The organism is Phenylobacterium sp. (assembly GCF_035309685.1).
Lineage (GTDB): Bacteria > Pseudomonadota > Alphaproteobacteria > Caulobacterales > Caulobacteraceae > Phenylobacterium.
On sequence record NZ_DATGEX010000021.1, the window covers coordinates 1 to 25,973 of the forward strand.

Annotated in this window: 24 protein-coding genes and 2 tRNA genes; 18 read left to right on the forward strand and 8 right to left on the reverse strand. The window is 67.5% G+C overall.

What is annotated here, in order from left to right; genetic code table 11:
- A partial coding sequence (nthA, locus tag VKQ35_RS06475; RefSeq protein WP_324359734.1) for a nitrile hydratase subunit alpha occupies positions 1 to 568 on the reverse strand: 568 nt, incomplete at its 3' end.
- Positions 569 to 624: 56 nt separating this feature from the next.
- On the opposite strand from nthA, the gene VKQ35_RS06480 reads away from it, so the two are divergent.
- Entirely contained in the window at positions 625 to 1,308 is a 684-nt protein-coding gene (locus VKQ35_RS06480; protein ID WP_324359736.1) for a DsbA family protein, read from the forward strand.
- Here VKQ35_RS06480 and eutC read toward each other — a convergent pair.
- The 3 genes from eutC to VKQ35_RS06495 are packed head-to-tail and all read right to left on the reverse strand — an operon-like array spanning position 1,305 to position 4,696.
- Complete coding sequence (eutC, locus tag VKQ35_RS06485) at positions 1,305 to 2,054, reverse strand: ethanolamine ammonia-lyase subunit EutC (protein ID WP_324359739.1); 750 nt, start codon at positions 2,052 to 2,054, stop codon at positions 1,305 to 1,307. The two genes, VKQ35_RS06480 and eutC, sit on opposite strands and share 4 nt — an antisense overlap.
- On the reverse strand, positions 2,047 to 3,438 hold the full coding sequence (locus tag VKQ35_RS06490; protein ID WP_324359741.1) for an ethanolamine ammonia-lyase subunit EutB: 1,392 nt from the start codon (positions 3,436 to 3,438) through the stop codon (positions 2,047 to 2,049). The genes eutC and VKQ35_RS06490 overlap by 8 nt, the downstream gene beginning before the upstream one ends.
- A 4-nt stretch (positions 3,439 to 3,442) precedes the next feature.
- Positions 3,443 to 4,696, reverse strand: coding sequence for a glutamate carboxypeptidase (locus VKQ35_RS06495; protein WP_324359743.1), 1,254 nt, complete (start codon positions 4,694 to 4,696; stop codon positions 3,443 to 3,445).
- Positions 4,697 to 4,866: 170 nt separating this feature from the next.
- Here VKQ35_RS06495 and VKQ35_RS06500 point away from each other — a divergent pair, with 170 nt between their 5' ends.
- Positions 4,867 to 5,484 (forward strand): ATP-dependent Clp protease proteolytic subunit, encoded by a 618-nt coding sequence (locus VKQ35_RS06500; RefSeq protein ID WP_324359745.1) that lies wholly within the window; start codon positions 4,867 to 4,869, stop codon positions 5,482 to 5,484.
- Here the strand turns inward: VKQ35_RS06500 and VKQ35_RS06505 are convergent.
- Together VKQ35_RS06505 and VKQ35_RS06510 are read right to left on the reverse strand one after the other, a co-directional pair.
- Complete coding sequence (locus VKQ35_RS06505; protein WP_324359747.1) at positions 5,481 to 5,738, reverse strand: hypothetical protein; 258 nt, start codon at positions 5,736 to 5,738, stop codon at positions 5,481 to 5,483. The two genes, VKQ35_RS06500 and VKQ35_RS06505, sit on opposite strands and share 4 nt — an antisense overlap.
- A 10-nt stretch (positions 5,739 to 5,748) precedes the next feature.
- On the reverse strand, positions 5,749 to 6,408 hold the full coding sequence (locus VKQ35_RS06510) for an HAD-IB family hydrolase (protein WP_324359749.1): 660 nt from the start codon (positions 6,406 to 6,408) through the stop codon (positions 5,749 to 5,751).
- Positions 6,409 to 6,631: 223 nt separating this feature from the next.
- Between VKQ35_RS06510 and clpX the strand changes: the two genes are divergently transcribed.
- From clpX to VKQ35_RS06545, 7 genes are all read left to right on the forward strand, one after another.
- Entirely contained in the window at positions 6,632 to 7,894 is a 1,263-nt protein-coding gene (gene clpX, locus VKQ35_RS06515) for an ATP-dependent Clp protease ATP-binding subunit ClpX (protein ID WP_324359750.1), read from the forward strand.
- A gap of 50 nt (positions 7,895 to 7,944) precedes the next feature.
- Complete coding sequence (locus VKQ35_RS06520) at positions 7,945 to 8,358, forward strand: VOC family protein (protein WP_324359752.1); 414 nt, start codon at positions 7,945 to 7,947, stop codon at positions 8,356 to 8,358.
- Positions 8,359 to 8,441: 83 nt separating this feature from the next.
- A complete protein-coding gene (locus VKQ35_RS06525; protein ID WP_324359755.1) occupies positions 8,442 to 9,167 on the forward strand; it encodes an SDR family oxidoreductase in 726 nt (241 codons plus the stop codon).
- A gap of 2 nt (positions 9,168 to 9,169) precedes the next feature.
- Entirely contained in the window at positions 9,170 to 9,766 is a 597-nt protein-coding gene (locus tag VKQ35_RS06530; protein ID WP_324359756.1) for a 2-hydroxychromene-2-carboxylate isomerase, read from the forward strand.
- 286 nt (positions 9,767 to 10,052) lie between these two features.
- The gene (lon, locus tag VKQ35_RS06535) at positions 10,053 to 12,449 is read left to right on the forward strand and encodes an endopeptidase La (protein WP_324359758.1); all 2,397 of its coding nucleotides are present in this window, start codon (positions 10,053 to 10,055) and stop codon (positions 12,447 to 12,449) included.
- A 173-nt stretch (positions 12,450 to 12,622) separates the two neighbouring features.
- Entirely contained in the window at positions 12,623 to 12,898 is a 276-nt protein-coding gene (locus VKQ35_RS06540) for an HU family DNA-binding protein (RefSeq protein ID WP_324359760.1), read from the forward strand.
- A gap of 90 nt (positions 12,899 to 12,988) precedes the next feature.
- Positions 12,989 to 14,200 carry a tetratricopeptide repeat protein gene (locus VKQ35_RS06545; protein ID WP_324359762.1) on the forward strand — a complete coding sequence of 404 codons (1,212 nt, stop codon included), beginning with the start codon at positions 12,989 to 12,991 and terminating at the stop codon, positions 14,198 to 14,200.
- A gap of 16 nt (positions 14,201 to 14,216) precedes the next feature.
- Here VKQ35_RS06545 and VKQ35_RS06550 read toward each other — a convergent pair.
- Positions 14,217 to 14,293: transfer RNA gene (locus VKQ35_RS06550), tRNA-Val, on the reverse strand.
- Positions 14,294 to 14,381: 88 nt separating this feature from the next.
- Here VKQ35_RS06550 and VKQ35_RS06555 point away from each other — a divergent pair.
- From VKQ35_RS06555 to VKQ35_RS06580, 6 genes are all read left to right on the forward strand, one after another.
- Positions 14,382 to 15,269 carry an alpha/beta hydrolase gene (locus VKQ35_RS06555; protein ID WP_324359764.1) on the forward strand — a complete coding sequence of 296 codons (888 nt, stop codon included), beginning with the start codon at positions 14,382 to 14,384 and terminating at the stop codon, positions 15,267 to 15,269.
- Positions 15,270 to 15,336: 67 nt separating this feature from the next.
- Positions 15,337 to 16,767 carry a peptide MFS transporter gene (locus VKQ35_RS06560; RefSeq protein ID WP_324359766.1) on the forward strand — a complete coding sequence of 477 codons (1,431 nt, stop codon included), beginning with the start codon at positions 15,337 to 15,339 and terminating at the stop codon, positions 16,765 to 16,767.
- A 5-nt stretch (positions 16,768 to 16,772) separates the two neighbouring features.
- A complete protein-coding gene (locus VKQ35_RS06565; protein ID WP_324359768.1) occupies positions 16,773 to 17,681 on the forward strand; it encodes an aldo/keto reductase in 909 nt (302 codons plus the stop codon).
- Positions 17,682 to 17,757: 76 nt separating this feature from the next.
- On the forward strand, positions 17,758 to 19,680 hold the full coding sequence (locus VKQ35_RS06570) for an NAD(P)/FAD-dependent oxidoreductase (RefSeq protein ID WP_324359770.1): 1,923 nt from the start codon (positions 17,758 to 17,760) through the stop codon (positions 19,678 to 19,680).
- 316 nt (positions 19,681 to 19,996) lie between these two features.
- Positions 19,997 to 22,774: a TonB-dependent receptor gene (locus VKQ35_RS06575; protein WP_324359772.1), complete on the forward strand. Its 2,778-nt coding sequence runs from the start codon at positions 19,997 to 19,999 to the stop codon at positions 22,772 to 22,774.
- A gap of 177 nt (positions 22,775 to 22,951) precedes the next feature.
- Positions 22,952 to 24,415 (forward strand): tetratricopeptide repeat-containing sulfotransferase family protein, encoded by a 1,464-nt coding sequence (locus VKQ35_RS06580; RefSeq protein ID WP_324359774.1) that lies wholly within the window; start codon positions 22,952 to 22,954, stop codon positions 24,413 to 24,415.
- On the opposite strand, the gene VKQ35_RS06585 is transcribed toward VKQ35_RS06580, so the two are convergent.
- A tRNA-Asp gene (locus VKQ35_RS06585) sits at positions 24,394 to 24,470 on the reverse strand. The two genes, VKQ35_RS06580 and VKQ35_RS06585, sit on opposite strands and share 22 nt — an antisense overlap.
- 221 nt (positions 24,471 to 24,691) lie before the next feature.
- Here VKQ35_RS06585 and VKQ35_RS06590 point away from each other — a divergent pair.
- The 3 genes from VKQ35_RS06590 to VKQ35_RS06600 form a co-directional block, all read left to right on the forward strand.
- Positions 24,692 to 25,069, forward strand: coding sequence for an NADH-quinone oxidoreductase subunit A (locus tag VKQ35_RS06590; protein ID WP_324359776.1), 378 nt, complete (start codon positions 24,692 to 24,694; stop codon positions 25,067 to 25,069).
- Entirely contained in the window at positions 25,039 to 25,620 is a 582-nt protein-coding gene (locus tag VKQ35_RS06595; RefSeq protein WP_324359779.1) for an NADH-quinone oxidoreductase subunit B family protein, read from the forward strand. The genes VKQ35_RS06590 and VKQ35_RS06595 overlap by 31 nt, the downstream gene beginning before the upstream one ends.
- A partial coding sequence (locus VKQ35_RS06600) for an NADH-quinone oxidoreductase subunit C (RefSeq protein WP_324359781.1) occupies positions 25,617 to 25,973 on the forward strand: 357 nt, incomplete at its 3' end. The genes VKQ35_RS06595 and VKQ35_RS06600, both read left to right, overlap by 4 nt.

Consider the following 25,973-nt stretch of genomic DNA (forward strand, 5'->3'; position numbering starts at 1 on the left):
CCTCCTCGCTCCAGCCTTCGGTGCCGGCGGGGCGGATCGGCACGACCAGGAAGCGCGTCTCGGCGGTCGAATCCCAGATGCGGATCTCCGTGTCCGGCGGCAGCTTGACGCCGAACTCGGCCAAGACACCCTTGGGGTCGATCACCGCGCGCGAGCGATAGGGCGCCGATTTGTACCAAACCGGCGGCAGGCCCAGCACCTCCCACGGGTAGCAGGAGCAGAGGGTGCAGACGACGAGGTTGTGGACCGTGGACGTGTTCTCGACGACCACCATGTGATCGCCCTGGCCGCCTTGGTAGCCCAGCTCGGCGATCGCCGAGGTTCCGTCGGCCAGCAAACGCGCCTTGTAGGCCGGATCGCGCCAGGCTCTGGCCACCACACGCGCCCCGTTGCGCGGCCCCACCCTGTGCTCGAAATGATCGACAATGGCGTCCAGCGCCGCTGGGTCGACCAGGCCCTTCTCGACCATCAGCGACTCCAGCGCTTTCACCCGCAGCGCCATGTCCGACGGCGGCTGTTGGCCGTGGTCGTGATGATGATGGTCGTGATCGTCGTGGTCGTGCGCCATGGGCGGATAAGTGGCCTGTCCGCGCCAAAAGGTGAAGACCCGACAGGTGACCGTGCATGCGTCTCGGGCCTATGCTGCTGGCGCCTGGAGGCTCCTTGGCCATGACCACGCCGCACCTGATCTACTTTTCCGATCCCATGTGTTCCTGGTGCTACGGCTTCTCGCCGGTCGTCGACGACATCCGCCGCACCTTCGGACGGGCGCTGCCGATCCGCGTGGTGATGGGCGGCCTGCGCCCCGGCACGGAAACGCCGATGACCGAGGAGGCCAAGCTCGAGATCGCAAACCACTGGGTGCATGTGCACGAGGCCACCGGCCTGCCGTTCGACGGGACGGGCATGTCCGCGCCCGGCTTCGTCTACGACACCGACCCGGCGGCCCGCGCCGTCGTGGTGGCGCGGCGCGACGGCGAGGAGATGGCCGCCGCCTTCTTGCAGCGCGCCCAGGAGGCCTTCTACGCCGAGGGCCGCGACGTCACGACGGAAGCGGTGCTGGGCGACCTCGCCGAGGAACTGGGGATCGATCGCGCCGGCTTTCTTGAGGCCTGGTCCAGCGACGAGGCCAAGCAGGAGACCTGGCGCGACTACGCCATCTCGCAGCGCGCCGGCGTCACCGGATTTCCGACCCTCGTCGCCGGCCCCAACGCCGAAGGCGTCTATGGGGTGGTCACGCGGGGCTTCGCGCCGGGCGAGCAGGTGGTGCCGATCCTGAAGGAATGGTTGGAGCGAATCGCGGCCTAGATTTCCGGGGGCGAGAGCCTTTCGGCGGCCGGCGTCTCCCGGTCCTTCAGCGCCACGCCGGTCATGCCCATGCGGCGGGCCTCGGTAAGCAGCCAGGCGATCTTGTCGGCGGCCTGCTCGGGCGCGAGGCCGCCGGGCGCGCGGATGTTGGAGACGCAGTTGCGCTCGCTGTCGTGGCGGCCGGGTCTTGGGCCCCAGGTGATGTAGGCGCCCAGGCTGTCGGCGGCGCTGAGGCCTGGGCGCTCACCGATCAGCACGACGACGGCTCGGGCGCCGAGCGCCTCCCCAATGGGATCGCCGATCGCCACGCGGGCCTGGCGGGCGACGACGATGGGCGCGATCTTCCAGCCGGGCAGGCGGCGTCTCAGGGCCACGACCACGGCCGCCGCATGCGCCTGGACGGCGGTCGCGGAAAGGCCGTCGCCGATGACGATGGCCAGATCGTGGTCGCCGTGGGGCAGGGCGGGCGCGCCCGCCGCCAGCTTCCGCCCGAGGTCGGGATCGCTGAGATAGGCCGCGCGGTCCGGCGCGGCGCTGTCGACGACGACAAGGTCGGCGCCCAGGCTGGCGCGCAACGCCTCGACATCCAGGGCGGCGTGGACGGCGTCTCGCGCCTTGGCGTGGGCCAGCTGGAACGCCAGCATCGGCGCGGTCGGCAGACCCTGGCCGGCGCGTCCGAGCGCCACCCGGGCCGAGGTCGCCCGGCGCAGGACCTCCAGCGGATCGTTGGCGGGAAGCTCAGCCATCGGCCAGATGCTGCAGCAGGCGGCGCTGCGCGTCGCGGCTCTGGCCGGCGTGGGCGACCCGTCCGGCGCTGTCCAGGAGCCCGATCCGGGCCAGCCAGGCCTCGAACTCCGGGGCCGGCTTGAGGCCCAGGACCTCGCGCACATAGAGCGCGTCGTGGAAGCTGGTGCTCTGGTAGTTCAACATCACGTCGTCGGCGCCGGGCACGCCCATGACGAAGTTCACGCCGGCCACGCCCAGCAGCGTCAGCAGGTCGTCCATGTCGTCCTGATCGGCGGCGGCGTGATTGGTGTAGCAAACGTCCACCCCCATCGGCAGGCCCATGAGCTTGCCGCAGAAATGGTCCTCGAGGCCCGCGCGGGTGATCTGCTTGCCGTCGTAGAGGTACTCCGGGCCAATGAAACCCACGACGCTGTTGACCAGCAGGGGCCGGAAGGCCCGCGCCACGGCGTAGGCCCGCGCCTCCAGCGTCTGCTGATCGACCCCGTGGTGCGCGCCGGACGACAGCGCCGAGCCCTGGCCGGTCTCGAAATACATGACGTTGTCGCCGAGCCCGCCGCGGCCGAGCGCCAGCGTCGCCTCGTGCGCCTCGCGCAGCAGGGCCAGGTCGACGCCAAAACCGCGATTGGCGGCTTCCGTCCCGGCGACCGACTGGAAGGTCAGGTCGACCGGCGCCCCGAGCTCGATCAGCTCCATTGTGTTGGTGACGTGGGTCAGCACGCAGCTCTGGGTGGGAATCTCCAGGCGCTGGCGCAGGTCGTCGATCAGGTCAAGCAGGCTCCGGGCGGTCGCGACGCTGTCGGTCGCCGGATTGATCCCGATCACCGCGTCGCCGCAGCCCATCAGCAGGCCGTCGAGGATCGAGGCGGCGATGCCGCGCGGGTCGTCGGTGGCGTGATTGGGCTGTAGCCGGACTGCCAGCCGCCGGGGCAGGCCGAGCGTCGTGCGAAAGGCGCTGGTCACCGTGGTCTTCCGCGCCACCGCGATCAGGTCCTGATTGCGCATTAGCTTGCAGACCGCCGCCGCCATCTCCGGCGTGACGCCGGGCGCGATGGCGGCCAGCGCGGCGGTGTCGGTGGCGTTGGACAGCAGCCATTCGCGGAAGGCGCCGACCGTCAGATGCGCGATGGGCGCGAAGGCAGCCGCGTCGTGGCTGTCGACGATCAGCCGGGTGACCTCATCGGCCTCGTAGGGCACGACCAGATCGTTGAGGAAGGTCTTCAGCGGCAGGTCGGCGAGGACGTAGCGCGCGGCGACGCGTTGCTCGGCGCTCGCCGCGCCCAGGCCGGCCAGCTGGTCGCCGGAGCGGAACGGCGTCGCCGTGGCCAGCAGGGTCTTCAGGTCCTTGAAGGCGTGGCGTGCGCCGGCGAGGTCGCCTGAGTACATGACCCTATTTCAGCCGTGGCGGCGGTTGGCGCCCAAGGTCCTTGATCAGCTCGGTCAGCAGGTAGAGGCGGGGCGTCACCGTGCCGAGCAGCAGATATTCGCTGGGCGCATGGAAGCCGCCGGCCGCCGGGCCCAGGCCGTCCAGCGCCGGAATGCCGGACTCGAAGGCCATGGCCGATTCCGAGGAGCCGCCATTGCCGCCGCGCGTCACGGTCTTGCCGATGCCGGCGTAGATCGCCTCCGCCTTGGCGGCCAGGGCGTCGGTCCCCGGATTGTTGGCCAACGGCCCATAGGAGGGCTCGCCCGAAACGGTGACCTTGGTGTCGGGCACGATGGGGGCCTTGGCGTTCTTCTCCAGCACGGCCTGCACGCGGGCGTAGTCGGCCTTGTCGCGCACGCGCACATTGATCAGAGCCGAGGCGTGGTCCGGGATGATGTTGCCGCGTGTGCCGCCTTCGATGACGGTGACATTGGCGGTCAAGCCGTCGCCGGACTTCGGAAACACGTCATCGGCCTGGATCTGATGGATCAGTTCGGTGATCGCGTTGCGGCCGTCCTGCGGCGCGATCCCGGCGTGGGCCGCGCGGCCCTGGACGTCGATGTGGAAGGTCCGGCCGCCCTTGCGCCAGACGGTCAAGACGTCCGGCGTGTCGCCCGGCTCGAGGTTGAGCTCCACGTCCGCGTCGGCCAGCAGCTTGCCGATCAGCGCGTGCGTGCCCGACGACCCGCGCTCCTCGGACGTCTCGATCAGGAAGACGATCTGCTTGAAGTCCTTGAAGCCCAGGTCGTGCAGGATCTGCAGGGCGTAGACGCCCTCGATCACGCCGCCCTTCTCATCAGAGACACCCGGCCCATAGGCCTTTTCAGCGTCCATCCGGAACGGTCGCTTGGCGACGGTCCCCGGCTCGAACACCGTGTCGATGTGGCCGATCAGCAAGATGCGGCCCTTGCCGGTCCCGCTGAGGGTGGCGACGGTATTGTCCGGCAGTCCGTCAGCCTCGGCCTTCACGCTCTCGATGGAAAAGCCCAGCGCCTTCAGCCGCGCCGACAAGATCGCGGCGATCTTGCGGCCGCCCTCGATGTCGCCGGTGCCCGAGTCGATGTTCACCACCTGCTCGAGCAGCTTGAGTTGGTCCGGCTTCGCGGCTTCCGCCGCGGCCCACACCTTGGCGTCCCTGGGCGCCGGCGGCGAGGCGGCGAAGGCGGGCAGGGCCAACAGGGCCGCGGCCCCGGCGAAAGCGATGAACCTGAACGGCATTAATTCCCCCGGCGCGAACTTCCGCCACCATGGCCGCCTCGCCGTCAGGATCAAGCCGAAAGACCCCGTGCGTTCACGCCGCCTTGCGCCTTGCCCCCCGGCACGCGATATCCTCACTTAAGAGCGGGTCATCGGCAGACCCGCCTGAAATTCCAAGAAGGACTTCCCCTATGCGTGACCCTGTCACCACCGCGCTGGGCCTCGTGCCGATGGTCGTCGAACAGACGAGCCGTGGCGAGCGCGCCTACGACATCTTCTCCCGCCTGCTGAAGGACCGCATCGTGTTCCTGGCCGGCCCCGTGGAGGACGGCATGGCGTCGCTGATCTGCGCCCAGCTGCTTCACCTGGAGGCGGAGAACCCCAAGAAAGAGATCCAGATGTACATCAACTCGCCGGGCGGCGTGGTGACCTCTGGCCTCGCGATCTACGACACCATGCAATACATCAAGAGCCCGGTGATCACGCTCTGCCTTGGCATGGCGGCCTCGATGGGCTCGTTCCTGCTGATGGCCGGCGAAAAGGGCCAGCGCATCGCGCTCCCCAACGCGCGGATCATGGTTCACCAGCCCTCCGGCGGCTTCTCCGGCAAGGCCAGCGACATCGAGCGGCACGCCGAGGACATCATCAAGACCAAGCAGCGCCTGAACGAGCTCTACGCCAAGCACACCGGCCAGACGGTGGAGACGGTGGAGAGCGTGCTCGACCGCGACAGTTTCATGACCGCCGAAGAGGCCAAGGCCTGGGGCATCGTCGATCACGTCTGGGAAAAGCGCGAAACCGAGGACTAGCTTTCGAGGCGCCGCCGGGCCGCCGCCATCAGCGCGGCCTGGCCCGCAGGCTCGGTGACGTCGATCCTCACATCCATGCGGTCGGGGCCGGCCAGGTCGGCGAACATGCCCTTCGGGTCCTCATGGAAGTGCAGGAAGCCGCGGGATTTCCAGTAGAAACAGCCCCGCTTCTTTTCCTTGAGGCCGGGCAGGGTGCGGACCTCCGCCAACAGGTCCTCGATCCGGTCGAGGTCTTCGTCGCGGGCGTGCCTCATGGCGTCCCCCTCAAGGCATGGCGGTGAACACGCGGTAGCCGGGCAGTTCGGCGGCCGCCAGCATCTCCCGGTCGCCGCCGGTGTCGCCGTAGGCGGCCTTCAGTTCGAAATCCTCGCCGAACGCGGCCTTCAGGCGCAAAACCTTCTCGGGTCCGCGGCAGTTGCGGCCCTCGAAGCCGCCGGTCACCCGGCCCTGCGCGTCGAACGCCAGGCGCGTGCCCAGCAGGGCGTCGGCGCCGAGCCCCCGGGCGAAGGGCGCCACGACCAGGTCGGGCGAGGCGGTGACGATGACCAGGCGCACGTGCTCGCCGCGCCAGCGCTTCCACGCCGCCATCGCGTCGGGCCGCAGCAGACTGCGCGAAAATTGCTCGGCGAAGCGGCGCGCGTCGGCCTCGAGCGTCTCGCGCGGGACGCCGCGCAGATATTCCCGGGTCGCGGCGGCCTTGATGCGCCCGCGGTCGCGGTGCACCAGGTAGGCCAGCGCCGCCGGGATCAGCCGGATCATGCCTGCCCGGTAGCGTTGGCTTCCCGCCCGCCATTTCAGGAAGGCGGTATAGCTGTCGCGGATCGTCAGTGTGCCGTCGAAATCGAAGGCCACGACCGGCCTGTCCTCGGTCTCGGCGGTCGCGGGGGCCGGGCCGGCCTCGATCTGCGGCGGGTCTTGTCCCATTTCGGCCCGTTTCCCATCTAGGATTGCGGGGCGCCCGCCGTTCAGGCGATCCGCCGCCAATTGTCGCGACCGGGCCGCAAGGCTTGTGATCCTGGCTCGGATCGAGGAATGTCAAGACTTAGACAACCCGCGGCGCGTAGATTGCATTGATAGGGCGGCGACGTCCGCGGGGCGATTCAGGCCGTAAGGTCCGTTCGGATCGCCTACAGAGTGAGAACCGACTATGACAAAGGCCGCAAGCGGAGACTCCAAGAGCACCCTGTATTGCTCTTTCTGCGGCAAGAGCCAGCATGAGGTCCGCAAGCTAATCGCGGGCCCGACCGTGTTCATCTGCGATGAATGCGTCGAGCTGTGCATGGATATCATCCGCGAAGAACATAAGATCTCCTTTGTGAAGTCGAAGGACGGCGTCCCGACTCCCAAGGAAATCCGCGAAGTCCTCGACGATTACGTGATCGGCCAGGATCACGCCAAGAAGGTGCTCTCGGTTGCCGTGCACAACCACTACAAGCGGTTGAACCACGCGACGAAGAATAACGACGTCGAACTGGGCAAGGCGAACATCCTGCTGATCGGCCCGACGGGCACCGGCAAGACGCTGCTGGCGCAGACTCTGGCGCGAATCATCGACGTTCCGTTCACCGTCGCCGACGCCACGACGCTCACCGAAGCGGGCTATGTGGGTGAGGATGTCGAGAATATCATCCTGAAATTGCTGCAGGCCGCCGACTACAATGTCGAGCGCGCGCAGCGCGGCATCGTCTACATCGACGAGGTCGATAAGATCAGCCGCAAGTCCGACAACCCCTCGATCACGCGGGACGTGTCGGGCGAGGGCGTGCAGCAGGCGCTGCTGAAGATCATGGAGGGCACCGTCGCCTCCGTGCCGCCGCAGGGCGGGCGCAAGCATCCGCAACAGGAATTCCTGCAGGTCGACACCACCAACATCCTGTTCATCTGCGGCGGGGCCTTCGCGGGCCTGGAGAAGATCATCTCCGCGCGCGGCAAGGGCGCCTCGATCGGTTTCGGCGCCAAGGTCTCCGATCCGGACGAGCGCCGCACCGGCGAAGTGTTCCGCCAGGTGGAGCCGGACGACCTGCTGCGCTTCGGCCTGATCCCGGAGTTCGTCGGCCGCCTGCCGGTCATCGCGACCCTGGACGACCTCGACGAAAAGGCCCTGGTGAAGATCCTCACCGAGCCGAAGAACGCCTTCGTGAAGCAGTACGTCCGCCTCTTCGACATGGAGAACGTGGGCCTCACCTTCACCGACGACGCGCTCAACGCGGTGGCCCGCAAGGCGATCACCCGCAAGACCGGCGCGCGAGGCCTGCGCTCGATCCTCGAGGCGATCCTGCTCGACACCATGTACGAACTTCCCACCTACGACGGTGTGGAAGAAGTGGTGGTCAACGCCGAGGTGGTCGAAGGCCGCGCTCAGCCGCTGATCATCTACGCCGAACGCCGCGACAAGGGCGGCGCGGCCTAAGGCCATCGACCGAAACGATCAGGCCCCGCAGGTGACTGCGGGGCTTTTTCGTGCGCGATACTCCGGCGCTGCAATGGGAGCCCGTCATGGCGATCACCGGCCTGGATCACGTCAACATCCGCACCACCGAACTCGCCCGCACCCAGGCCTTCTTCACTGAGGTGCTGGGTCTGACGGTGGGCTGGCGGCCGGACTTCAGCTTCGGCGGAGCCTGGCTCTACGCGGGCGGCAAGGACGTGGTGCATCTGGTCGAGGTCAGCCGGGCCGGGGCGGCCAGCAAGGGCTCCTCCCTCGACCACTTCGCCTTCACCATCGACGACTATGACGACGCCAGGCGCCGGTTGGAGGCGGCGGGCGTGCCGTACCAGGCCAGCGAGGCCCCCAATGGCGGCATCCGCCAGTTCTTCGTCACCGAGTTCAACGGCGTGACCTTCGAACTCAACTGCCGCGCGTCTCCCGAATAATTCACCCTATAGGAGAAAAATTCTCCTGCCGGTTGCCATGACGGATTCCGACGCATCTAATGCCGTCATGGGGGACGAATTCATTGGCAGATAGGGCCATCATCGTCATCGGCGCCGGAGACGCCCTGGGCGGCGCCATCGCCCGACGATTTGCCCGCGAGGGTTATGCGGCTGTCATCGTTCGCCGCCATGCCGATCAGCTGGAGTCCCTGACCGCGGCGATCCGCGACGCCGGCGGCGAGGCCCATCCGTTCGGCGTCGACGCGCGGCAGGAAGACCAGATGATCGCCCTCTTCGAGAAGGTTGAAGCGCAGATCGCGCCGGTCGAGGTCTGCGTCTTCAATATCGGCGCGAACGTCCGCTTTCCCATTGTCGAAACCACGAGCCGCGTCTTCCAGAAGGTCTGGGAGATGGCCTGCTTTTCCGGCTTCCTGGCCGGGCGCGAGGCGGCGAAGGTCATGACGCCGCGCGGCCGGGGCACCGTGATCTTCACGGGCGCCACCGCCAGCGTCCGGGGCCGCGAAGGCTTCGCCGCCTTCGCCGCCGCCAAGCACGGCCTGCGCGCCGTCGCGCAGAGCATGGCCCGCGAGCTGGGCCCCAAGGGCGTCCACGTGGCGCACACCATCATCGACGGGGCCATCGACACCGCCTGGATCGCCGAGAACTTTCCCGCCCGCTACGCGCTGAAGGACGAGGGCGGGATCCTCAATCCCGAACACATCGCAGACGCCTATTGGGCGCTGCACGTCCAGCCGCGCGACGCCTGGACCCACGAGCTGGACCTCCGCCCCTGGATGGAGACTTGGTGACCATGGCCAAGACAGTTGAGTTCCTGTTCGATTTCGGCAGTCCGGCGAGTTACCTCGCCTACAAACGGCTCCCCGCGCTGACCGCCCGGACGGGCGCGCGGATCGACTATGTCCCCATGTTGCTGGGCGGCGTGTTCAAGGCGACGGGCAACGCCTCGCCGGCGACGATTCCCGCCAAGGGCCGGTGGACCGGCATCGACTTCCGCCGCTGGGCCAAGCGCCACGGGACGGAGTTCAATTTCAACCCGCACTTCCCGATCAACACCATGCACCTGATGCGGGCCGCCACTGGCCTGATCGACGACACCCGCTTCATGACCTATTGCGACATGGTCTTCGACGCCATGTGGCGGGAGCCCAAGAACCTCGCCGAGCCGGCGGAACTCACGCCGATGATCCGCCGCGCCGGCCTGGAGCCGGACGACTTCAAGGCCCTTGTGGAGCGCGAGGACGTCAAGGAACGGCTCAAGGCCACCACCGAGGCTGCTGTGGCGCGCGGGGTGTTCGGCGCGCCGACCTTCTTCGTGGGCGAGGAAATGTTCTTCGGCCAGGACCGCATGGATTTCGTCGAGGAAGCGCTCCTTCTGTCGCCATCTTGAGAATTTGGGCGCCTCTTCCCACCTAGGCTCCAAGGGTCGGGGCATGGTTTTGCACGCACGACCTCGCATTCACCGCTCAAGCTAGCTTGTGAACCGCGATGGGACCCAGTGTCGCGCAAGGCTGTTGCACCGCTTGAACCGCGGGCCAAACGGTCCACATAAATCACCGAAAGCCGTCGCCTTCGGGGACGGACGGATCGTAAGACTCAGACGCATCGTCTGAGTGACCGCGATCCGAGAGGCCGGGCTGCGAGACCAACGCGGCCGGTCAGGAGTTGAAGGCATCATGTCCGAGATTAAGATTCTGCCGATCCTGCCGTTGCGGGACATCGTCGTCTTCCCGCACCAGCCGGTGCCGCTCTTCGTGGGCCGCGAGAAGTCGGTGCGCGCCCTGGAAGAGGCGATGAAGAATGAAGGCAAGCAGATTCTGCTCGCCACCCAGAAAGACAAGGACGACGACGATCCGGCGCCCGACGGCATCTACGATGTCGGCGTCGTGGCCACCGTCCTGCAGCTGCTCAAGCTGCCCGACGGCACCGTCAAGGTGCTGGTCGAGGGCCGCGCGCGCGCCGGCGTCTCCCGCTTCACCGGCCAGAGCGAATACTATGAGGCCGAGATCGCCTATGTGGCGGAAGACGGCGCGGGCTCGGCCGAGGCCGAGGCGCTGAGCCGCGCGGTCGTCGAGCAGTTCGAAAACTATGTGAAGCTGAACAAGAAGGTGCCGCCGGAGGCGCTCGCCGCCATCCCGCAGATCGACAATCCCGGCGAACTCGCCGACCGCATCGCCAGCCACCTGTCCGTCAAGATCGCGGAAAAGCAGCAACTGCTCGAAGTCTTCAACGTCGTGAAGCGCCTGGAGAAGGTCTACGCCCTGATGGAGGGCGAGATCTCGGTCATGCAGACCGAGAAGAAGATCCGCAACCGCGTGAAGCGGCAGATGGAGAAGACCCAGCGCGAATATTATCTGAACGAGCAGATGAAGGCGATCCAGCGCGAGCTGGGAGAACAGGACGATCAGCGCGACGAGCTGCTCGAACTCGAAAAGCGCATCAAGAAGACCAAGCTCTCCAAGGAAGCCCGCACCAAGGCCGATGCGGAGCTGAAGAAGCTGCGCAACATGAGCCCGATGTCGGCGGAATCCACCGTCGTGCGGAACTACCTCGACTGGCTGCTGTCGATCCCGTGGGGCAAGGCGAAGATCAAGCCCATCGACCTGCAGAAGGCCGAGGACATCCTCGAGGGCGACCACTACGGGCTGGAGAAGGTCAAGGAACGGATCCTGGAGTACCTGGCGGTGCAAAGCCGCGTGGGTTCGCTGAAGGGCCCGATCCTCTGCCTCGTCGGTCCGCCCGGCGTCGGCAAGACCTCGCTCGGCCGCTCGATCGCCAAGGCGACGGGACGCGAGTTCGTGCGCGTCTCCCTGGGCGGCGTGCGCGACGAGGCCGAGATCCGCGGCCACCGGCGGACCTACATCGGCTCCATGCCCGGCAAGATCATCCAGTCGATGAAGAAGGCCAAGTCGACCAACGCCTTCTTCCTGTTGGACGAGATCGACAAGATGGGTTCCGACTGGCGGGGCGACCCGTCCTCGGCCCTGCTCGAGGTGCTGGACCCGGCGCAGAACTCGACCTTCGCCGACCACTATCTGGAGGTCGACTACGACCTGTCGCCGGTGATGTTCGTCACCACGGCCAACAGCCTCAACATGCCCCAGCCCCTGCTGGACCGCATGGAGATCATCCGCATCCCCGGCTACACCGAGGACGAGAAGCTGGAGATCGCCAAGCGGCACATCCTGGCCAAGCTGACCAAGGATCACGGCCTGAAGCCCGAGGAATTCATCGTTCCCGACGCGTCGATCCGCGACCTGATCCGCTACTACACCCGCGAGAGCGGCGTGCGCTCGCTGGAGCGGGAACTGGGCAATCTGGCGCGGAAGACCGTGCGCGACCTCAGCCGTGAAAACGTCCTGTCGATCACCATCGATGACGAGCGTCTGGCCAAGTACGCCGGCGTGCGGAAGTACAAATACGGCGAGATGGACGCCGAGGATCAGGTCGGGATCATCACCGGTCTCGCCTACACCGACTTCGGCGGCGACATCCTGACCATCGAGGCGGTCAAGATGCCGGGCAAGGGTCGCATGACGGTCACCGGCAACCTGAAGGACGTGATGAAGGAGTCGATCTCGGCGGCGAACAGCTATGTCCGCAGCCGGGCCACCAAGTTCGGCCTGGAGCCGCCGAGCTTCGAGCGGACCGACGTCCATATCCACGTGCCCGACGGCGCCACGCCCAAGGACGGTCCGTCCGCCGGCGCGGCCATGGCGACCGCCATCGTCTCGGTGCTGACCGGCATCCCGATCAAGAAGGACATCGCCATGACCGGCGAGGTCACTCTGCGGGGCCGGGTCACCGCCATCGGTGGCCTGAAGGAGAAGCTGCTGGCGGCGCTGCGCTCGGGCGTGAAGACGGTGCTGATCCCGGCCGAAAACGAAAAGGACCTGGCCGAGGTGCCGGCCAGCGTGAAGGAGGGGATGAAGATCATTCCGGTCTCCACGATGGACGAGGTGCTCAGCCACGCGCTGACCCGCCAGCCGGTGGCCATCGAGTGGTCGGAGGCCGACGCGCCGCCGGTCTCGGTGCCCGACGACGACGGGGCCGAGGCGGTGCTGACGCACTGATCGGCGATCACCTGATCAAAGGCTGATCACTTCTTGTGTTACAGGGCGGCGCGGGAGCACATCCCGCGCCGCTCGCGTTTGACGGCTACGCTTCGGCGGGCCTTAATTCGCCAAAGGGCGGCGGGCGTGGGGGCTTTTCGTCCGCAGAAGAATACCTGGTGGGAGAGATACTCATGACGAAGGCGGAACTCGTCGCGGCCATGGCCGACAAGACGGGCTTGAACAAGGCGCAGGCCAAGGATGCGCTGGACGCCTTCATCTCTTCGGTCTCCACCTCGCTCAAGGACGGGAAGGAAGTCCGGGTCGTGGGTTTCGGCAGTTTCATTCCCGTGAAGCGGCCGGCGGGCGCCGCGCGCAATCCGCGCACCGGGGAAACGGTGAAGCGCAAGGCCTCCCAGACCTGCCGCTTCCGCGTGGGCGACGCGTTGAAGAGCGCGCTCAACGCCTGAGGGGAGAGGCTCTGGCGCCCCAATTGCAGCCAAGCGTCCCATTCCAACGTTTAATCTCCATATGGTCTGGTCGCGGTAGGGTCTGCTCGCTTGCTCAAATCGATCGCATTCGCAGGCATGGTCCTGTTCGCGCCGCTTGCGGCGTGGGCCGGGACCTATGAGGACGCCGTCGCGGCGGCGGCCCAGCATGACCTCTCCAAGGCGCGGGGGCTGTTCGCCGAGGCGGCGCAGGCCGGCGACGCCAGGGCCCAATTCAACCTCGGCCGCATGTACCTGCGTGGCGAGGGCGGTCCGCGGGATGACGCGCAGGCGCTGCTCTGGAGCGAAAAGGCCGCCGATCAGGGCCTGCCGGGCGCGCAGTACGACGTCGGCCGGATCTACGATCAGGGCCTGGGCGTGCGCCGCGACCCCGAGCGTGCGGCTGCCTGGTACGAGAAGGCCGCCGGCCACGGCTTCAGCAGCGCGCAGGTGAGCCTGGCGGACCTGTACGTGGCCGGGCGCGGCGCACCCTTCAATCCCCAGCGCGCCGCCGAGCTCTACGGCGCGGCGGCCGAACAGGGCGACGCCGACGCGCAGTTCAAGCTCGCCACTCTGTCGGCGCGATATGATCTGGGGCTGAGCGGCCTCACCCCGCACGCGCGCTTTTCCGCCCTGATGGACAGCGTCTTCGGGCCCCAGAAGTGGCGCGAGACCGGCGGTTTCCGCACGGCCAAGCGCGAAAACGAACTTCGCGCGCTCGGCGCCCTGACCGTCCCGCAGGGGGCCAAGTCCGCGCACAGTCTTGGCAAGCCCGAAGCCCCTGGCGCCTACGACCTGGTGGTCGACGGGCTCTCGCCCGAGAAGGCGGCCAAGAAGCTGCGGGTCTCGAAGACCCCGCTGAAGGTGATCTTCGCCGAAGCCGCGCATGGGGCCGAAGGGCCGCATCTGCATGTGGAGCCCTATTCGATCAGTTTCGACGTCGATCTGTCGCGGGCCAAACCGGCCGCCGCCGCCGACCCCTCCAAGCTTGAGGAAACCGCCAACTGGCTGCGCGCCGCCGCCGCCCAGGGTCACCCCGGCGCCCAGCTTTGGATGGGCCGGCTCTATGAACGGCCCGGCGCGCCGGCCTCCGAGCTCGCCCTGGCCAGCCTGTGGTTCACCCGGGCGGCGAGCAACCCGCAGGCGGACCCGGCGACCCGCAAGGAAGCTGGCGAGGCCCTGACCAAGCTGAACCGTGCGCCGAAATCCACCCAACTGGCGCAGCGCGGCGCCTGCGCTGCGAGGCCTGCGACGGCTTGCGATGCGCCGCAGCTGGGGCAATAGGGCTTATCGTTGAAAATGGTGGGCGGCGAGGGATTCGAACCCCCGACCCTCTCGGTGTAAACGAGATGCTCTAACCAACTGAGCTAGCCGCCCTTGCGCGCAGGGTTCTAGCCAGATCGGCCCCTTCCTGAAAGTCTTGGGGACCGAAAGCCTTCCGTCATATGGGGAACTGGAGTGTCGGGTGATCAAATGGATCGCGGGACTTGCGCTGGCGCTGGGAGCTTCGATGGCGGTCGCTGAGCCTGCGTCGCTGGACCAGTACATGCAGCAGACACGGCGCGCGCCGGACGCGGCGGTTCACTATGGGCCGGCGCCGTCGCAGGTGGCGGAGCTGTTCCTGCCCAAGACAAAGGGGCCGCATCCGGTCGTCATCCTGCTGCACGGCGGCTGTTTCCTGAAGCAGTACGAGGGCTTCGCGCAAACCAGCACGCTCGCCGCCGATCTGGCCGGCCGCGGCTACGCGGTCTGGAACCTCGAGTACCGCAAGCTGGGCGAGCCCGGCGCGGGCTATCCCGGCACCTTCCAGGACGTGGCCGTGGGCGTCGACGCCTTGCGCGCCCAGGCGCCGAAGTACGGGCTGGATCTGAAGCGGGTGATCGCGGTCGGCCATTCGGCGGGCGGCCATCTGGCGCTCTGGGCGGCCAGCCGCGCGAAGCTGCCTGCCGCCAGTCCGCTGCGCACCGCGGACCCATTGAAGATTGGGGCGGTGCTCAGCCTGGCCGGGATCGGCGATCTGAAGGGGCAGGCGGGTGTCTGGGCCATGCCCTGCGGCGACGACACGATTTCGCGCCTGCTGGACCTGCCGCACCGGGCGCAGCCTTATGCCGACACGTCCCCGGTCGAACTGCTGCCCACAGGGGCCAAGGTGGTCATGGTGCACGGCGCGTTCGATCCGGTGATGCCGCCCTACACCGGCCGCGACTATGCGCTGCGTCTCCGCAAGGCGGGCGACAAAGCCGACGTCGTGGTCATCCCCGACGCCGCCCACTTCGACCCGGTCATCCCGACGACGGCCGCCTGGGCGCAGGTTGTCGCCATCCTCGACCGCGAGATGAAGGCGCTGCGCTGATCACGCGCCGGCTTCCATCGACCTGAACTTTCGTGCCTAACTCCCGGGCTCGCCTGAGGGAGATTCCATGTCGGCTGTTACGGCGATAACCGATGACCGTTCCTTCTTGGGGCATCCCAAGGGTCTGGCGTTCATCTCGTTCACCGAAGCCTGGGAACGTTTCTCCTACTATGGAATGACCACGCTCCTGGTCCTCTACATGACCAAGCAGCTGCTGCTGCCCGGTCATGTGGAGCATGTCGCCGGCATGGACGCCGCCCGCGCCCTGCTCACCGCCACCTATGGCGGCGGCAAGGTGATGACGGTCGTCGCCCTGGCCTCGGCGATCTATGGCTTCTACTCGAGCACCGTCTACCTGACCCCCATCCTGGGCGGCTTGCTGGCCGACTATGTTCTGGGCCGCACCAAGACGGTGATCCTCGGCGCCTGCCTGATGGCGACAGGGCACTTCCTGATGGCCTTCGACATGTCGTTCCTCTTGGCGCTGATCTGCCTGATGCTGGGCGCTGGGTGCCTGAAGGGCAATCTTGCGACCCAGGTGGGCGCGCTGTACGGCGAGACCGACAACCGCCGCGCCGACGCCTTCCAGATCTTCTATCTGGGCATCAATGGCGGGGTGATCTTCGGACCCCTGGTGACCGGCACGCTCGGCGAAAAGGTTGCCTGGCACTACGGCTTCGGCGCGGCCGGGGTCGGCATGCTGATCTCGCTCGTCGTCTATCTGGTCGGCCGACGGCATCTGCCGCCCGACGCCGCCCGCGGCGCGGAAGTCCGCAAGGTCGCCAAGGCCGCGGCGACGCCCATGACGGCCCGCGAGTGGCAGGTCGTGATCCTGCTGATCCTGCTGCTGCCGGTCCTGGCGCTCTCGATCGTCGGCAACAACCAGATCTTCAACGCCTACCTGCTGTGGGCGGACGCCAACGTCGACCTGCATCTTTTCGGCGTGCCGGTTCTGACCACCTGGCTGGTCTCGGTGGATTCCATCGTCTCGGTCGCCATGCTGCTCGCCGTGGTGGCGTTCTGGCGGCTGTGGGCCAGGCGGTTCAAGGAGCCCGACGAGATGGGCAAGATCGCCATCGGCTGCGGCTTTGGCGCGCTCGGCGTGCTCTGCCTGGTCGCCGGCGCCGCGATCTCGGCGGCCACCGGCCACAAGGTGGCCTTCGGCTGGCTCCTGGGTTTCCACCTGCTGAACGACATCGGCTTTTCCAACGTCCTGCCGGTGGGCTTGGCGCTCTACACCCGGGCCGCGCCCAGGACGATGGCCGGGTTCATCGTCGGCCTCTACTATCTGCACCTGTGGGCCGGGAACACGCTGGTCGGCGTGCTCGGGGGCAAGCTCGAGAAGATGCCGGCGGTGCAGTTCTGGCTGATGCACGCCGTCCTGGTGGGCGCCGCCGGCGTCATCTTCGTGATGGTGCGGCTGTTCTTCGGAAAATTGCTTCTGGGTGAGCCGGCCGAGCCCGACTTCGTCGCCGCCGACGCCGGCGAGATGCCGTAACGGCGATGCGCTACCGCCGGCTGGGCAGCACGGCTTTTACCGTTTCCGAGATCGGCTTCGGCGCGGCGAGCTGGTGGGGCATGGCCCAGTTTTCCGAGGCGTCCGCGGTCCGGCTGGTCCACGCAGCGCTGGACGGCGGGGTGACGCTGTTCGACACCGGCTCCAGCTATTCCCGCGGTCATGCCGAGGCGCGTCTGGGCCGGGCGCTGAAGGGCCGGGACCTCGCGGGCCTGGTCGTCGCCAGCAAGGCCGGGACCTTCGCGGCGGGCCGTGGGGTCCGCCGCGATTTCTCACCCGCCGCCATCGTCGCCAGCGCTGAGCGCAGTCTGCTGAACCTCGGCCTCGAGACCCTGCCGCTGCTGCAACTGCACGGCCCGGCGACCCACGAACTCACCCACGAACTGCGCGCGGCGCTGGCGGACCTGAAGGCGAGGGGCGTGATCCGCGCAATTGGCGTCAACAGCTTCGACCCGCAGGTGATCGGCCACGCCATCGGCCTGCCCGACATCGACGTGGTGATGGTCGACTACAACATCCTGCGCCGCGACCGCGAACCGCTGATCGCCAGCGCGGCGACCGCGGGTAAGGGCGTGTTGGCCGGCATGCCGCTCGCCATGGGTCATATCGGCGTGCGTCTCTGGAAGCTCAGGGCGCCGCGCGACGTTTGGTACGCCGCGCGAGGCCTGCTGCGGCACCGGCGCGAGGTGCGCGAAGGCGCGCGCTTCGAGTTCCTGAACCATCTCCCCGACATGACCGGCGCCCAGGCGGCGCTCGCCTATGTCCTGGCCAATCCCAATGTCGCCAGCGCGGTCGTCGGCGCGACGCGCCTGGCGCACCTGAGCCAGAACCTCGCGGCCTCCGGCATGGGCCTGCCGCCAGAGACCCTGGCCGCGATCCGCGCCCGGCAGGCTTGAGCGGCTTTCTTAAGATGACAGCCGCCCGCGGCCGGAGTCATGGTGCTGAACAACGATAATATAGCGGGAAGCGACCATGGCCGAAGACGCTGAACTCGACCGCGCCCTGGAGAGCGCCCACCTGCCGGCGCTGCTCGCCGCGATGGTCCACATCACCGGCGATGCGAACTGGGTCAGGCCCGAGTGGACGCCGCTCTATGTGCCGCTGTCGCGTGGCGAGACGGGATTGTCGGACGAGGTGCAGGCCGAGATCCGCGCCAAGGCCAAGGCCGTGATCCAGGCCTATCTCGCCGACGGCGAGATCGCGGCGCCGGCGCCGGACCACCGCACGCTCCGCCGGATGATGGACTTCGTCGGCGGCATGCCGGTGCCGGAGGAGTACGCCGACTTCCTGACCGACGAACTGGCGATCTCGGGCAAGTCCAGCAAGGACCCGCAGTTCGAACAGCCGAAGCTCAAGGATGCGGCCCGCAAGCTGAAGGTGCTGGTGATCGGCGCCGGCATGTCGGGCCTCCTGGCCGGCATCCGCCTCAGCCAGGCCGGCGTGCCCTTCGAGATCGTCGAGGCCAACGCCGACGTGGGCGGCACCTGGCTGGTCAACACCTATCCGGGCTGCCGGGTGGACAACGCCAACCACATGTACAGCTACAGCTTCGAGCCGAACCACGGCTGGCCGCAGCACTTCTCGCCGCAGCCGGAGCTGTTGAAATACTTCCAGGGCATCGCGGCCAAATATGACCTCAAGACGCACGTGCGCTTCGAAACCCGCGTCGAGAGCCTGACCTGGGACGAGGCGAAGTCCGTCTGGCGCGTCGATCTGCGGCGCAAGGACGGCTCGGCGGAAACGGTCGAGGCCAATGCCGTGGTCACCGCCGTCGGCCAGCTCAACAAGCCGCGCATCCCGGCCATCGAGGGCGTCGGGACCTTCGAGGGCCCGGCCTTCCACTCCGCGCAATGGCGCCACGACGTCGACCTGACCGGCAAGCGGATCGCTGTGATCGGCACCGGCGCTTCGGCCTATCAGTTCGTGCCGGAGATCGCGCCGAAGGCCGCGCACCTGACGGTCTTCCAGCGCAGCCCGCCCTGGGGTCTGCCGGTGCCGCACTACCACGAGGACGTGCCGGAGGGCATGAAGTGGCTGCTCGACCGCGTGCCGTACTACGACAAGTGGTACCGCTTCTGGCTGTTCTGGACGACGACCGAGGGCTTCCTGCCGATGGTCAAGGCCGATCCGGGCTGGAACGGGCCGCCGACCGCGGTGGGCGAGGCGAACCTCGGCCTGCGCGAGATGGCCGCCGCGGCGCTCGCCGCCCAGGTCGAGGACCGCCCGGACCTGCTGCCCAACGTGGTCCCGACCTATCCCCTGGGCGGCAAGCGCGCGGTGCTGGACAACGGGGTGTGGCTCGGCGCGCTGAAGCGGCCCAACGTGGACCTGGTCACGCAGGCGATCACGAAGATCACGCCCAAGGGCGTCGTCACCGCCGATGGCGTGGAGCATGAGGTCGACGTGCTGATCTATGGCACGGGCTTCACCGCTTCGAAGTTCCTCTCGGGCCTCAAGGTCACCGGGCGCGGCGGCCGCGAGTTGCACGACGTCTGGGCCGGCGATGCGCGGGCCTATCTCGGCATGACCACGCCGGGCTTCCCAAACTTCTTCATGATCTATGGCCCAAACACGAACATCGTCGTGAACGGCTCGATCATCTTCTTCTCCGAGTGCTCGGTCCGCTACATCGTGGGTGCGGTGCGGCTGCTGGCCGAGACCGGCGCGCGGGCTATGGAGGTCAAGCAGGGCGTCCACGACGCCTTCAACATCCGGGTCGACGAGGCCAACAAGGGCTGGGCCTGGGGTTCGGCCAATGTCACCAGCTGGTACAAGAACGAGTTTGGCCGGGTGAGCCAGAACTGGCCGTTCGGCCTCATCGACTACTGGCGCGCCACGCTCGCACCCAACCCGGAGGACTTCGTGCTCACCCGGCAGCCCGAGCCCGTGATCTAGAGGCCGGCGATCTAGAGGCCGGCGACCTAGAGGAACGAGCGAATCCGCCGCCGCCGGCCTTCACGCTGGCCAGGTGATCAATGGTCAGTTTTGAAAGACCGGCGTTCCACTGTGACCGATTTGCAACCCGTCCGGCGCCGCGTCCCCCTCGGGTGTTTCCTCCGCGATACGCCTCACGCAAGAAAGGTTTCCGGCGGGACACACTGTTCTTGCCAACCGCCATCTTCACTGTACCCTCCCTTTAGGCGCCATTGCCTACTGTTCCATCAGGACTTGGCCTGAGAGCTGAGCCGGAACGCAAAGGGAGGATAGGGGAATGACTAAGCGTAGCTATCTCTATGGCGGCACGGCCGTGGCCGTCGCCTTGAGTCTGTCTGCATTCCAGGCCCAGGCCGCAGGCGCGGCTGCGCCCGCCGGCGGCGCCGCGACGGCCGACGCCGCGAGCACGATCTCGGAACTGATCGTGACCGCTGAAAAGCGCTCGGAACGCCTGCAGGACGTGCCCGTCGCCATCAGCGCCTTCAGCGCCGAGCAGCGCTCGCTGGTGGGCATCAACAGCATCCAGGACCTGACCGACTTCACGCCGGGCCTGTCCTACAGCTCGATCGACAACCGGCCTTACCTGCGCGGCGTGGGCCGCAATACCGACAACCTGGCCGTCGCGTCCGCCGTGGCCGTCTACTACAACGGCATCTACGACGGGGCGAACGCCAACACGATCCTGCAGCACTCCGACCTGTTCATCGACACCATCGAAATCGACCGCGGGCCGCAGAACACCCTGCACGGCGCCAACTCCGACGGCGGTACGATCAACTACGTGTCCAAGAAGCCGAACAAGGAGTTCACCGCCGAGGCCCGCGCCGGCTACGCCAACTTCGACAGATGGTTCGGCGAGGCCCGGGTCTCAGGTCCGATCAGCGACAACGTGCGCTTCAGCCTGGGCGGCAACTACACTGACCAGAGAGGGGGCTACTTCACCAACCTGGCGGGGGGCCAGAAGGTCGGGGGCGACATCGCCCAGGGCAACAGCGGCAAGAGCCAATATGTCGAGGCCCAGATCGACGCCAACTTCGATCATCTCGACGTCTGGGGCATCGCCTCCAGCGGCCTCTACTACACGAACTATCACGACACCGCGGTGAGCGGGAACATCCCCATCAGCCTGATCGCCAACGGCGGCTTCTCGCCGTCGAGCTTCTTCGGCCTTTGCGGTCTGGCCGGCGTCGCCGCCGCGAACCCGGGGTGCACGGCGCCCGGCGCGCCGGCGGTGGTGAGCGTGACGCCCAGGACGCCTGGCGTCTTCGCCTCGAACTTCCCGGGCAACAATCCCTCGACCGCCGATCCGCGGCACTTCATCCAGTCGGGCGACTCCACCAACAAGGAAAAGGCCGACCTCGCCCTGGCGACGAACTGGACCTATCACGCGCCGGGCGTCGACCTGACCTACCTCGGCGGCTACCAGAAGTTCGGTTATGTGCTGAACTTCGTCAGCGGCGCCGACGCGGGCCTGTCGAGCTTCTCCCTCGCCGGTCCGGCGACGGCCGGCGCGACGTGCCTGGCGGTTTCGCCAGCGTTGGGCCTGCCCGCCTCTGGCTGCACCGCGCCACTGGCCATCAACCCGGGCCCGACGCTCACGAACTTCGAGGAACACGACGAATTCTATTCGAACGAGTTCGACGTGACGTCGACCGACAGCGGGCCGCTGCAGTACGTCGGCGGCCTCTATTGGTATCACGAGAAGTACTTCCAGCCCGTGTCGGCCGGGGTCGAGCCGAACCAGACGCAATTGCTGCATCCGGTGACGGTCGGTCTCGCGCCCACGCCGGCCAACAACATCCCGGCGATTTCGAACTCGCGGACCAACCTGACTTACGACTCCTACGCCGCCTTCGGTCAGATGACCTACAAGTTCAACGACGAGTGGAAGGCGACCGCCGGGCTTCGCTACAGCAAGGACCACAAGCGCGGTTCGCAACAGTGGCGCTTCGAGGAGTTCGACGCGATCCCCGGGCTGAACTCGCCGGCGTTTGGGGCGAACACCCAGGCGATCGACGTGACTTCGATCGCCACGGCCGCGTCGCTGAACACGGCCTTCCCGGGCGCCGGACCCACGACCATCAACGCGGCCACGGGCTACGCCCAGCGAAGCCTGGACGCCACCTGGAGCGCGGTCACCGGCGGCGTGAACATCGACTGGACGCCCGACCGCGACACCCTGGTCTACGCCAAGTACGACCGAGGCTATAAGGCGGGCGGCTTCACCACCTTCACCATCGCGCCCAACCCCGAGACCAACAAGGAAACGGTCGACGCCTTCGAGGTCGGCTTCAAGAAGACCATCAACAACCAGGTGACGGTGAATGGGGCGGCGTTCTACTACGACTACAAGAACGACCAGATTCCGCTGAGCGTGCAGAACGCCCAGGGCCTCATCTCGGCCGCGCTGTTCAACCTTCCGTCCGTGCATATCTCGGGTGTGGAACTGGAAGGGACTTGGCGGCCGACCGACAACTTCATCCTGAGCGCTCAGTATTCGCACCTGAATGCGGAACTCAACAATGCCGGGGGCTGCATCGAAGACACGACAGACCCGGCCGCCACGCAGCCGGGCGCCAACACCACGGGTTGCCAGGCCGCGGTCATCAGCGCGACCGGCACAGTCACCACGCCGGCGACTCAGAACCTGAAAGGCCAGAAACTGCCCGAGGCGCCGCCCAACAAGTTCTCGGCGAACGCGCTCTACACCTTCAATTTCGAGCCCGGGAAGCTGATCCTTTCGGGGAGCTACATCTGGAAGGACGAGACCTACGGGTCGCTGTTCAACCGGCCGTACTCGAAGGCGCCGTCCTACGACATCGCCAACTTCCGGGCGACGTTCAAGGACGCCAAGGGCCGCTACGACCTGATCGCCTACGTGGACAATGCCTTCGATCGGCAGGGCTACGACCGCCAGACGGGTTCGTTGCTGCGGGCGCAAGGCGCCATTCCGGGCACCGCTACGACGGCCCCCTCGCCAGAGGCGATCATCGAAAACCTCGGCCTGATCGCGCCGCGGACCTATGGCGTCGAAGTCAGGTACCGCTTCCAGTAGGGCGTAGGCGGCGCGCGTCCTTCCCGGACGCGCGCCGCCCGCACTGGCGGGCCCACGGCGCGGGCACTAGCATGACCGCATGAGCCGCGAGCCCGCCCGATGACCTCCTCCCCACGGCCGGGTTTGCGGCGCGGGCGGCGCGAGGCGTCGCCGGGCCCCGCGGATCCGGCCGCTTTTTTGCGCGCGCTGGACGAGGCCGCGGCCCACGTCCGTGCCGACCGGCTCGACGCCGCCGCCCAGGTCTATCGCCGGCTGGCGCGCGAGGCGCCGGGCGACGTGCGCGCGGCCTATTCCCTGGCCGTCATCGACATCCGCCAAGGTCGCCACGAGCGCGCCCGCAAGCGGCTGGAATCCGTGGTGGCGCTGGAGCCGGGTCTGGCGGCCGCCCAACACAATCTGGGCGCGGTCTGCCAGCGTCTGGGCGACTGGCCGCAGGCCGCGGCCGCCTATGGACGGGCCGTGGACCTGCAGCCCGGGGCGCCCGAGAGCCGGGCAGGGCTCGCCGCCGCCCTGACCGCCCTGGGCCGCGCCGACGACGCCATCGCCCAACACCGCGAACTGGCCCGCGATCCCGCGCAGCGCTGGGCGGCGCTGACCCGGATCGCCCTGATCGACCCCGCCGCCATCGGCGACGACGATCTGGCCGCGATGCAAGCCGCATCCGACGACGCCGACCTCGACGGCGAGATGCGGATCGGTCTGTGGTTTGCGCTCGGCGACGTGCTCGACCGGCGCGGCGCGGTCTCCGAGGCCTTCGCCGCCTACGCCGCCGGCAACCGCGCCAAGCGGGCGACTCTGCCCGCGGACGCCGTTGCACGGGCCAACGCCGCCGCCGCCGCCTATGTCAGGGGGCAGATCACGCCGCAACGGATCGCCGCGCAGGCGGGGCAGGGGAGCCGCTCGGCCGCGCCGATCTTCATCGTCGGCTTTCCCCGCTCGGGCTCGACCCTGATCGAGCAGATCCTGGCCAGCCATCCCCAGGTGCAGGGCCTTGGCGAGACCGGGGTCCTGCCGCGTCTGGCGGCCCACGGCTATCCGGACACGGCCGCGGCCTTGAAGGACCTCGCCGCCCGCTATCTCGCGGCCATGCGCAACCGGGGCTGGGACGGCGCGTCGCGCTTCGTCGACAAAACCCTGGAGAATTACCTTCACGTGGGGCTCATCCGCCTGATGTTCCCGCGCGCGAGTATCGTGCACGCCATCCGCGACCCGATCGACACCGCCTTCGCCTGCTACCGCCAGCTCTTCGCCAGCGGCAACGAGACCCTCTACGACCTGGCCGACATCGCCGCCGAGTACGGCCGTTACCGCGGCCTGATGGATCACTGGCGCGCGGTGCTGCCGGGCGCTGTCGCCGACGTCGGTTACGAAACGCTGGTCGGCGACCCGCAACATCAGATCCGCGGCCTCATCGAGAACGTCGGGCTGGCCTTCGATCCGGCCGTCCTGCAATTCCACGAACGCGCGGGCGCGGTCACCACCGCCAGCGCCAGCCAGGTGCGGCGGCCGATCTACGCCAGCTCCGTCGCCCGCTGGCGGCGCTACGCCGCGCAACTTCGTCCGCTGATCGCTGAGTTTGAAAGGCTTGGGTTGTCGGAAAGCGTTAGTTTTCAGGGAAGTGGCGCGAATGACGGGACTTGAACCCGCGACCTCCGGCGTGACAGGCCGGCGCTCTAACCAACTGAGCTACATCCGCATACTTCGGCACGCGTGAAACGCGAGGCGCGTCTGATAGGTCCGAGGTGGAATCGTGTCAACGGAAGATGCGGTCGCAGGCGTATCAGGGGCGCGTTTCCTGTGAGCTTTCGGCCCTTGGTCCGTGAGCTTTCCGCGTTGCAACAAGGCCCTGTTTGAAACCGCCGGAGGTGTGGTCTAGAAGGGCCCGCGACTCCCCGAGAGACTCCGTCAAAGACTCCCATGAACGCGTTCCTGCTCCAGTACCTGCCCATCGTGATCTTCCTAGGCATCGCGGCGGCGCTGGGCATCGTCTTCATCCTGTTCGCCGGCGCGCTCGCGCCCAAGGCGCCGGACCCGGAAAAGCTCTCCAGCTACGAGTGCGGGTTCAACGCCTTCGACGACGCGCGGATGAAGTTCGACGTTCGCTTCTACCTGGTCTCCATCCTGTTCATCATCTTCGACCTGGAAGTGGCCTTCCTGTTCCCCTGGGCGGTTTCGCTGATGAAACTGCAGCCGGAGGTGGGCCAGTTCGCCTTCTGGTCGATGATGAGCTTCCTGGGCGTGCTCACCGTGGGCTTCATCTACGAGTGGAAGAAGGGGGCCCTGGAATGGGAGTGATCGTTCCCGCAGGCGAGGCCGGCCGCACGACGGTCGAAGGCTACAACCCCAAGGCTCACGACCCGTTCTTCGACGGTGTCAGCCAGCAACTGGCCGACAAGGGCTTCATCACCGCCGGGGTCGACGACCTGATCACCTGGGCGCGCACCGGCTCGTTGATGTGGATGACGTTCGGGCTGGCCTGCTGCGCGGTCGAGATGATGCAGGCGTCGATGCCGCGCTACGACCTGGAGCGCTACGGCTTCGCGCCGCGGGGCAGCCCGCGCCAGAGCGATGTAATGATCGTCGCCGGCACGCTGGTGAACAAAATGGCTCCGGCTCTGCGCAAGGTCTACGACCAGATGCCCGAGCCGCGCTACGTGATCTCCATGGGCTCCTGCGCCAACGGCGGCGGCTACTACTACTTCAGCTATTCGACGGTGCGCGGCTGCGACAGGATCGTGCCGGTGGACGTCTATGTGCCCGGCTGCCCGCCCACCGCCGAAGCCCTGGTCTACGGCGTGCTGCAGCTCCAGAAGAAGATCCGCCGCACCGGGACCATCATGCGATGAGCTGGCCGCAACCGCTGCCGATCCTGGAGAAGCTCGGCGTCTCCACCGTCAAGGCCGCCGGCAAGGGCGTCTTCACCGGCTATGAGGTGATGTACGGCGAGCTGACCTTCACGACGACGGCCGACCGGATCGTCCAGGCGCTGACCTATCTGCGCGACGCCGACAACCTGAAGTTCTCGATCCTGATCGACGCCTGTGGCGCGGATTATCCGGAGCGCGAGAAGCGCTTCGACGTGGTCTACCACCTGCTGTCGATGACCAAGAACCTGCGCTGCCGGGTGAAGGTGCAGACCGACGAGGACACCGCCGTGCCGTCGGTGACCGGCGTCTTCCCGAGCGCCGACTGGTACGAG

Bases quoted from the DNA above. Each gene is read 5' to 3' on its own strand.
- VKQ35_RS06565 (WP_324359768.1), top strand. From the start codon at position 16,773: ATGCGCTACCGCCGGCTGGGCAGCACGGCTTTTACCGTTTCCGAGATC.
- VKQ35_RS06530 (WP_324359756.1), top strand. From the start codon at position 9,170: ATGGCCAAGACAGTTGAGTTCCTGTTCGATTTCGGCAGTCCGGCGAGT.
- VKQ35_RS06510 (WP_324359749.1), bottom strand. From the start codon at position 6,408: ATGGGACAAGACCCGCCGCAGATCGAGGCCGGCCCGGCCCCCGCGACC.
- VKQ35_RS06490 (WP_324359741.1), bottom strand. From the start codon at position 3,438: ATGTACTCAGGCGACCTCGCCGGCGCACGCCACGCCTTCAAGGACCTG.
- VKQ35_RS06590 (WP_324359776.1), top strand. From the start codon at position 24,692: ATGAACGCGTTCCTGCTCCAGTACCTGCCCATCGTGATCTTCCTAGGC.
- VKQ35_RS06505 (WP_324359747.1), bottom strand. From the start codon at position 5,738: ATGAGGCACGCCCGCGACGAAGACCTCGACCGGATCGAGGACCTGTTG.
- VKQ35_RS06480 (WP_324359736.1), top strand. From the start codon at position 625: ATGCGTCTCGGGCCTATGCTGCTGGCGCCTGGAGGCTCCTTGGCCATG.
- VKQ35_RS06570 (WP_324359770.1), top strand. From the start codon at position 17,758: ATGGCCGAAGACGCTGAACTCGACCGCGCCCTGGAGAGCGCCCACCTG.
- VKQ35_RS06575 (WP_324359772.1), top strand. From the start codon at position 19,997: ATGACTAAGCGTAGCTATCTCTATGGCGGCACGGCCGTGGCCGTCGCC.
- lon (WP_324359758.1), top strand. From the start codon at position 10,053: ATGTCCGAGATTAAGATTCTGCCGATCCTGCCGTTGCGGGACATCGTC.
- VKQ35_RS06495 (WP_324359743.1), bottom strand. From the start codon at position 4,696: ATGCCGTTCAGGTTCATCGCTTTCGCCGGGGCCGCGGCCCTGTTGGCC.
- VKQ35_RS06500 (WP_324359745.1), top strand. From the start codon at position 4,867: ATGCGTGACCCTGTCACCACCGCGCTGGGCCTCGTGCCGATGGTCGTC.
- VKQ35_RS06560 (WP_324359766.1), top strand. From the start codon at position 15,337: ATGTCGGCTGTTACGGCGATAACCGATGACCGTTCCTTCTTGGGGCAT.
- clpX (WP_324359750.1), top strand. From the start codon at position 6,632: ATGACAAAGGCCGCAAGCGGAGACTCCAAGAGCACCCTGTATTGCTCT.
- eutC (WP_324359739.1), bottom strand. From the start codon at position 2,054: ATGGCTGAGCTTCCCGCCAACGATCCGCTGGAGGTCCTGCGCCGGGCG.
- VKQ35_RS06540 (WP_324359760.1), top strand. From the start codon at position 12,623: ATGACGAAGGCGGAACTCGTCGCGGCCATGGCCGACAAGACGGGCTTG.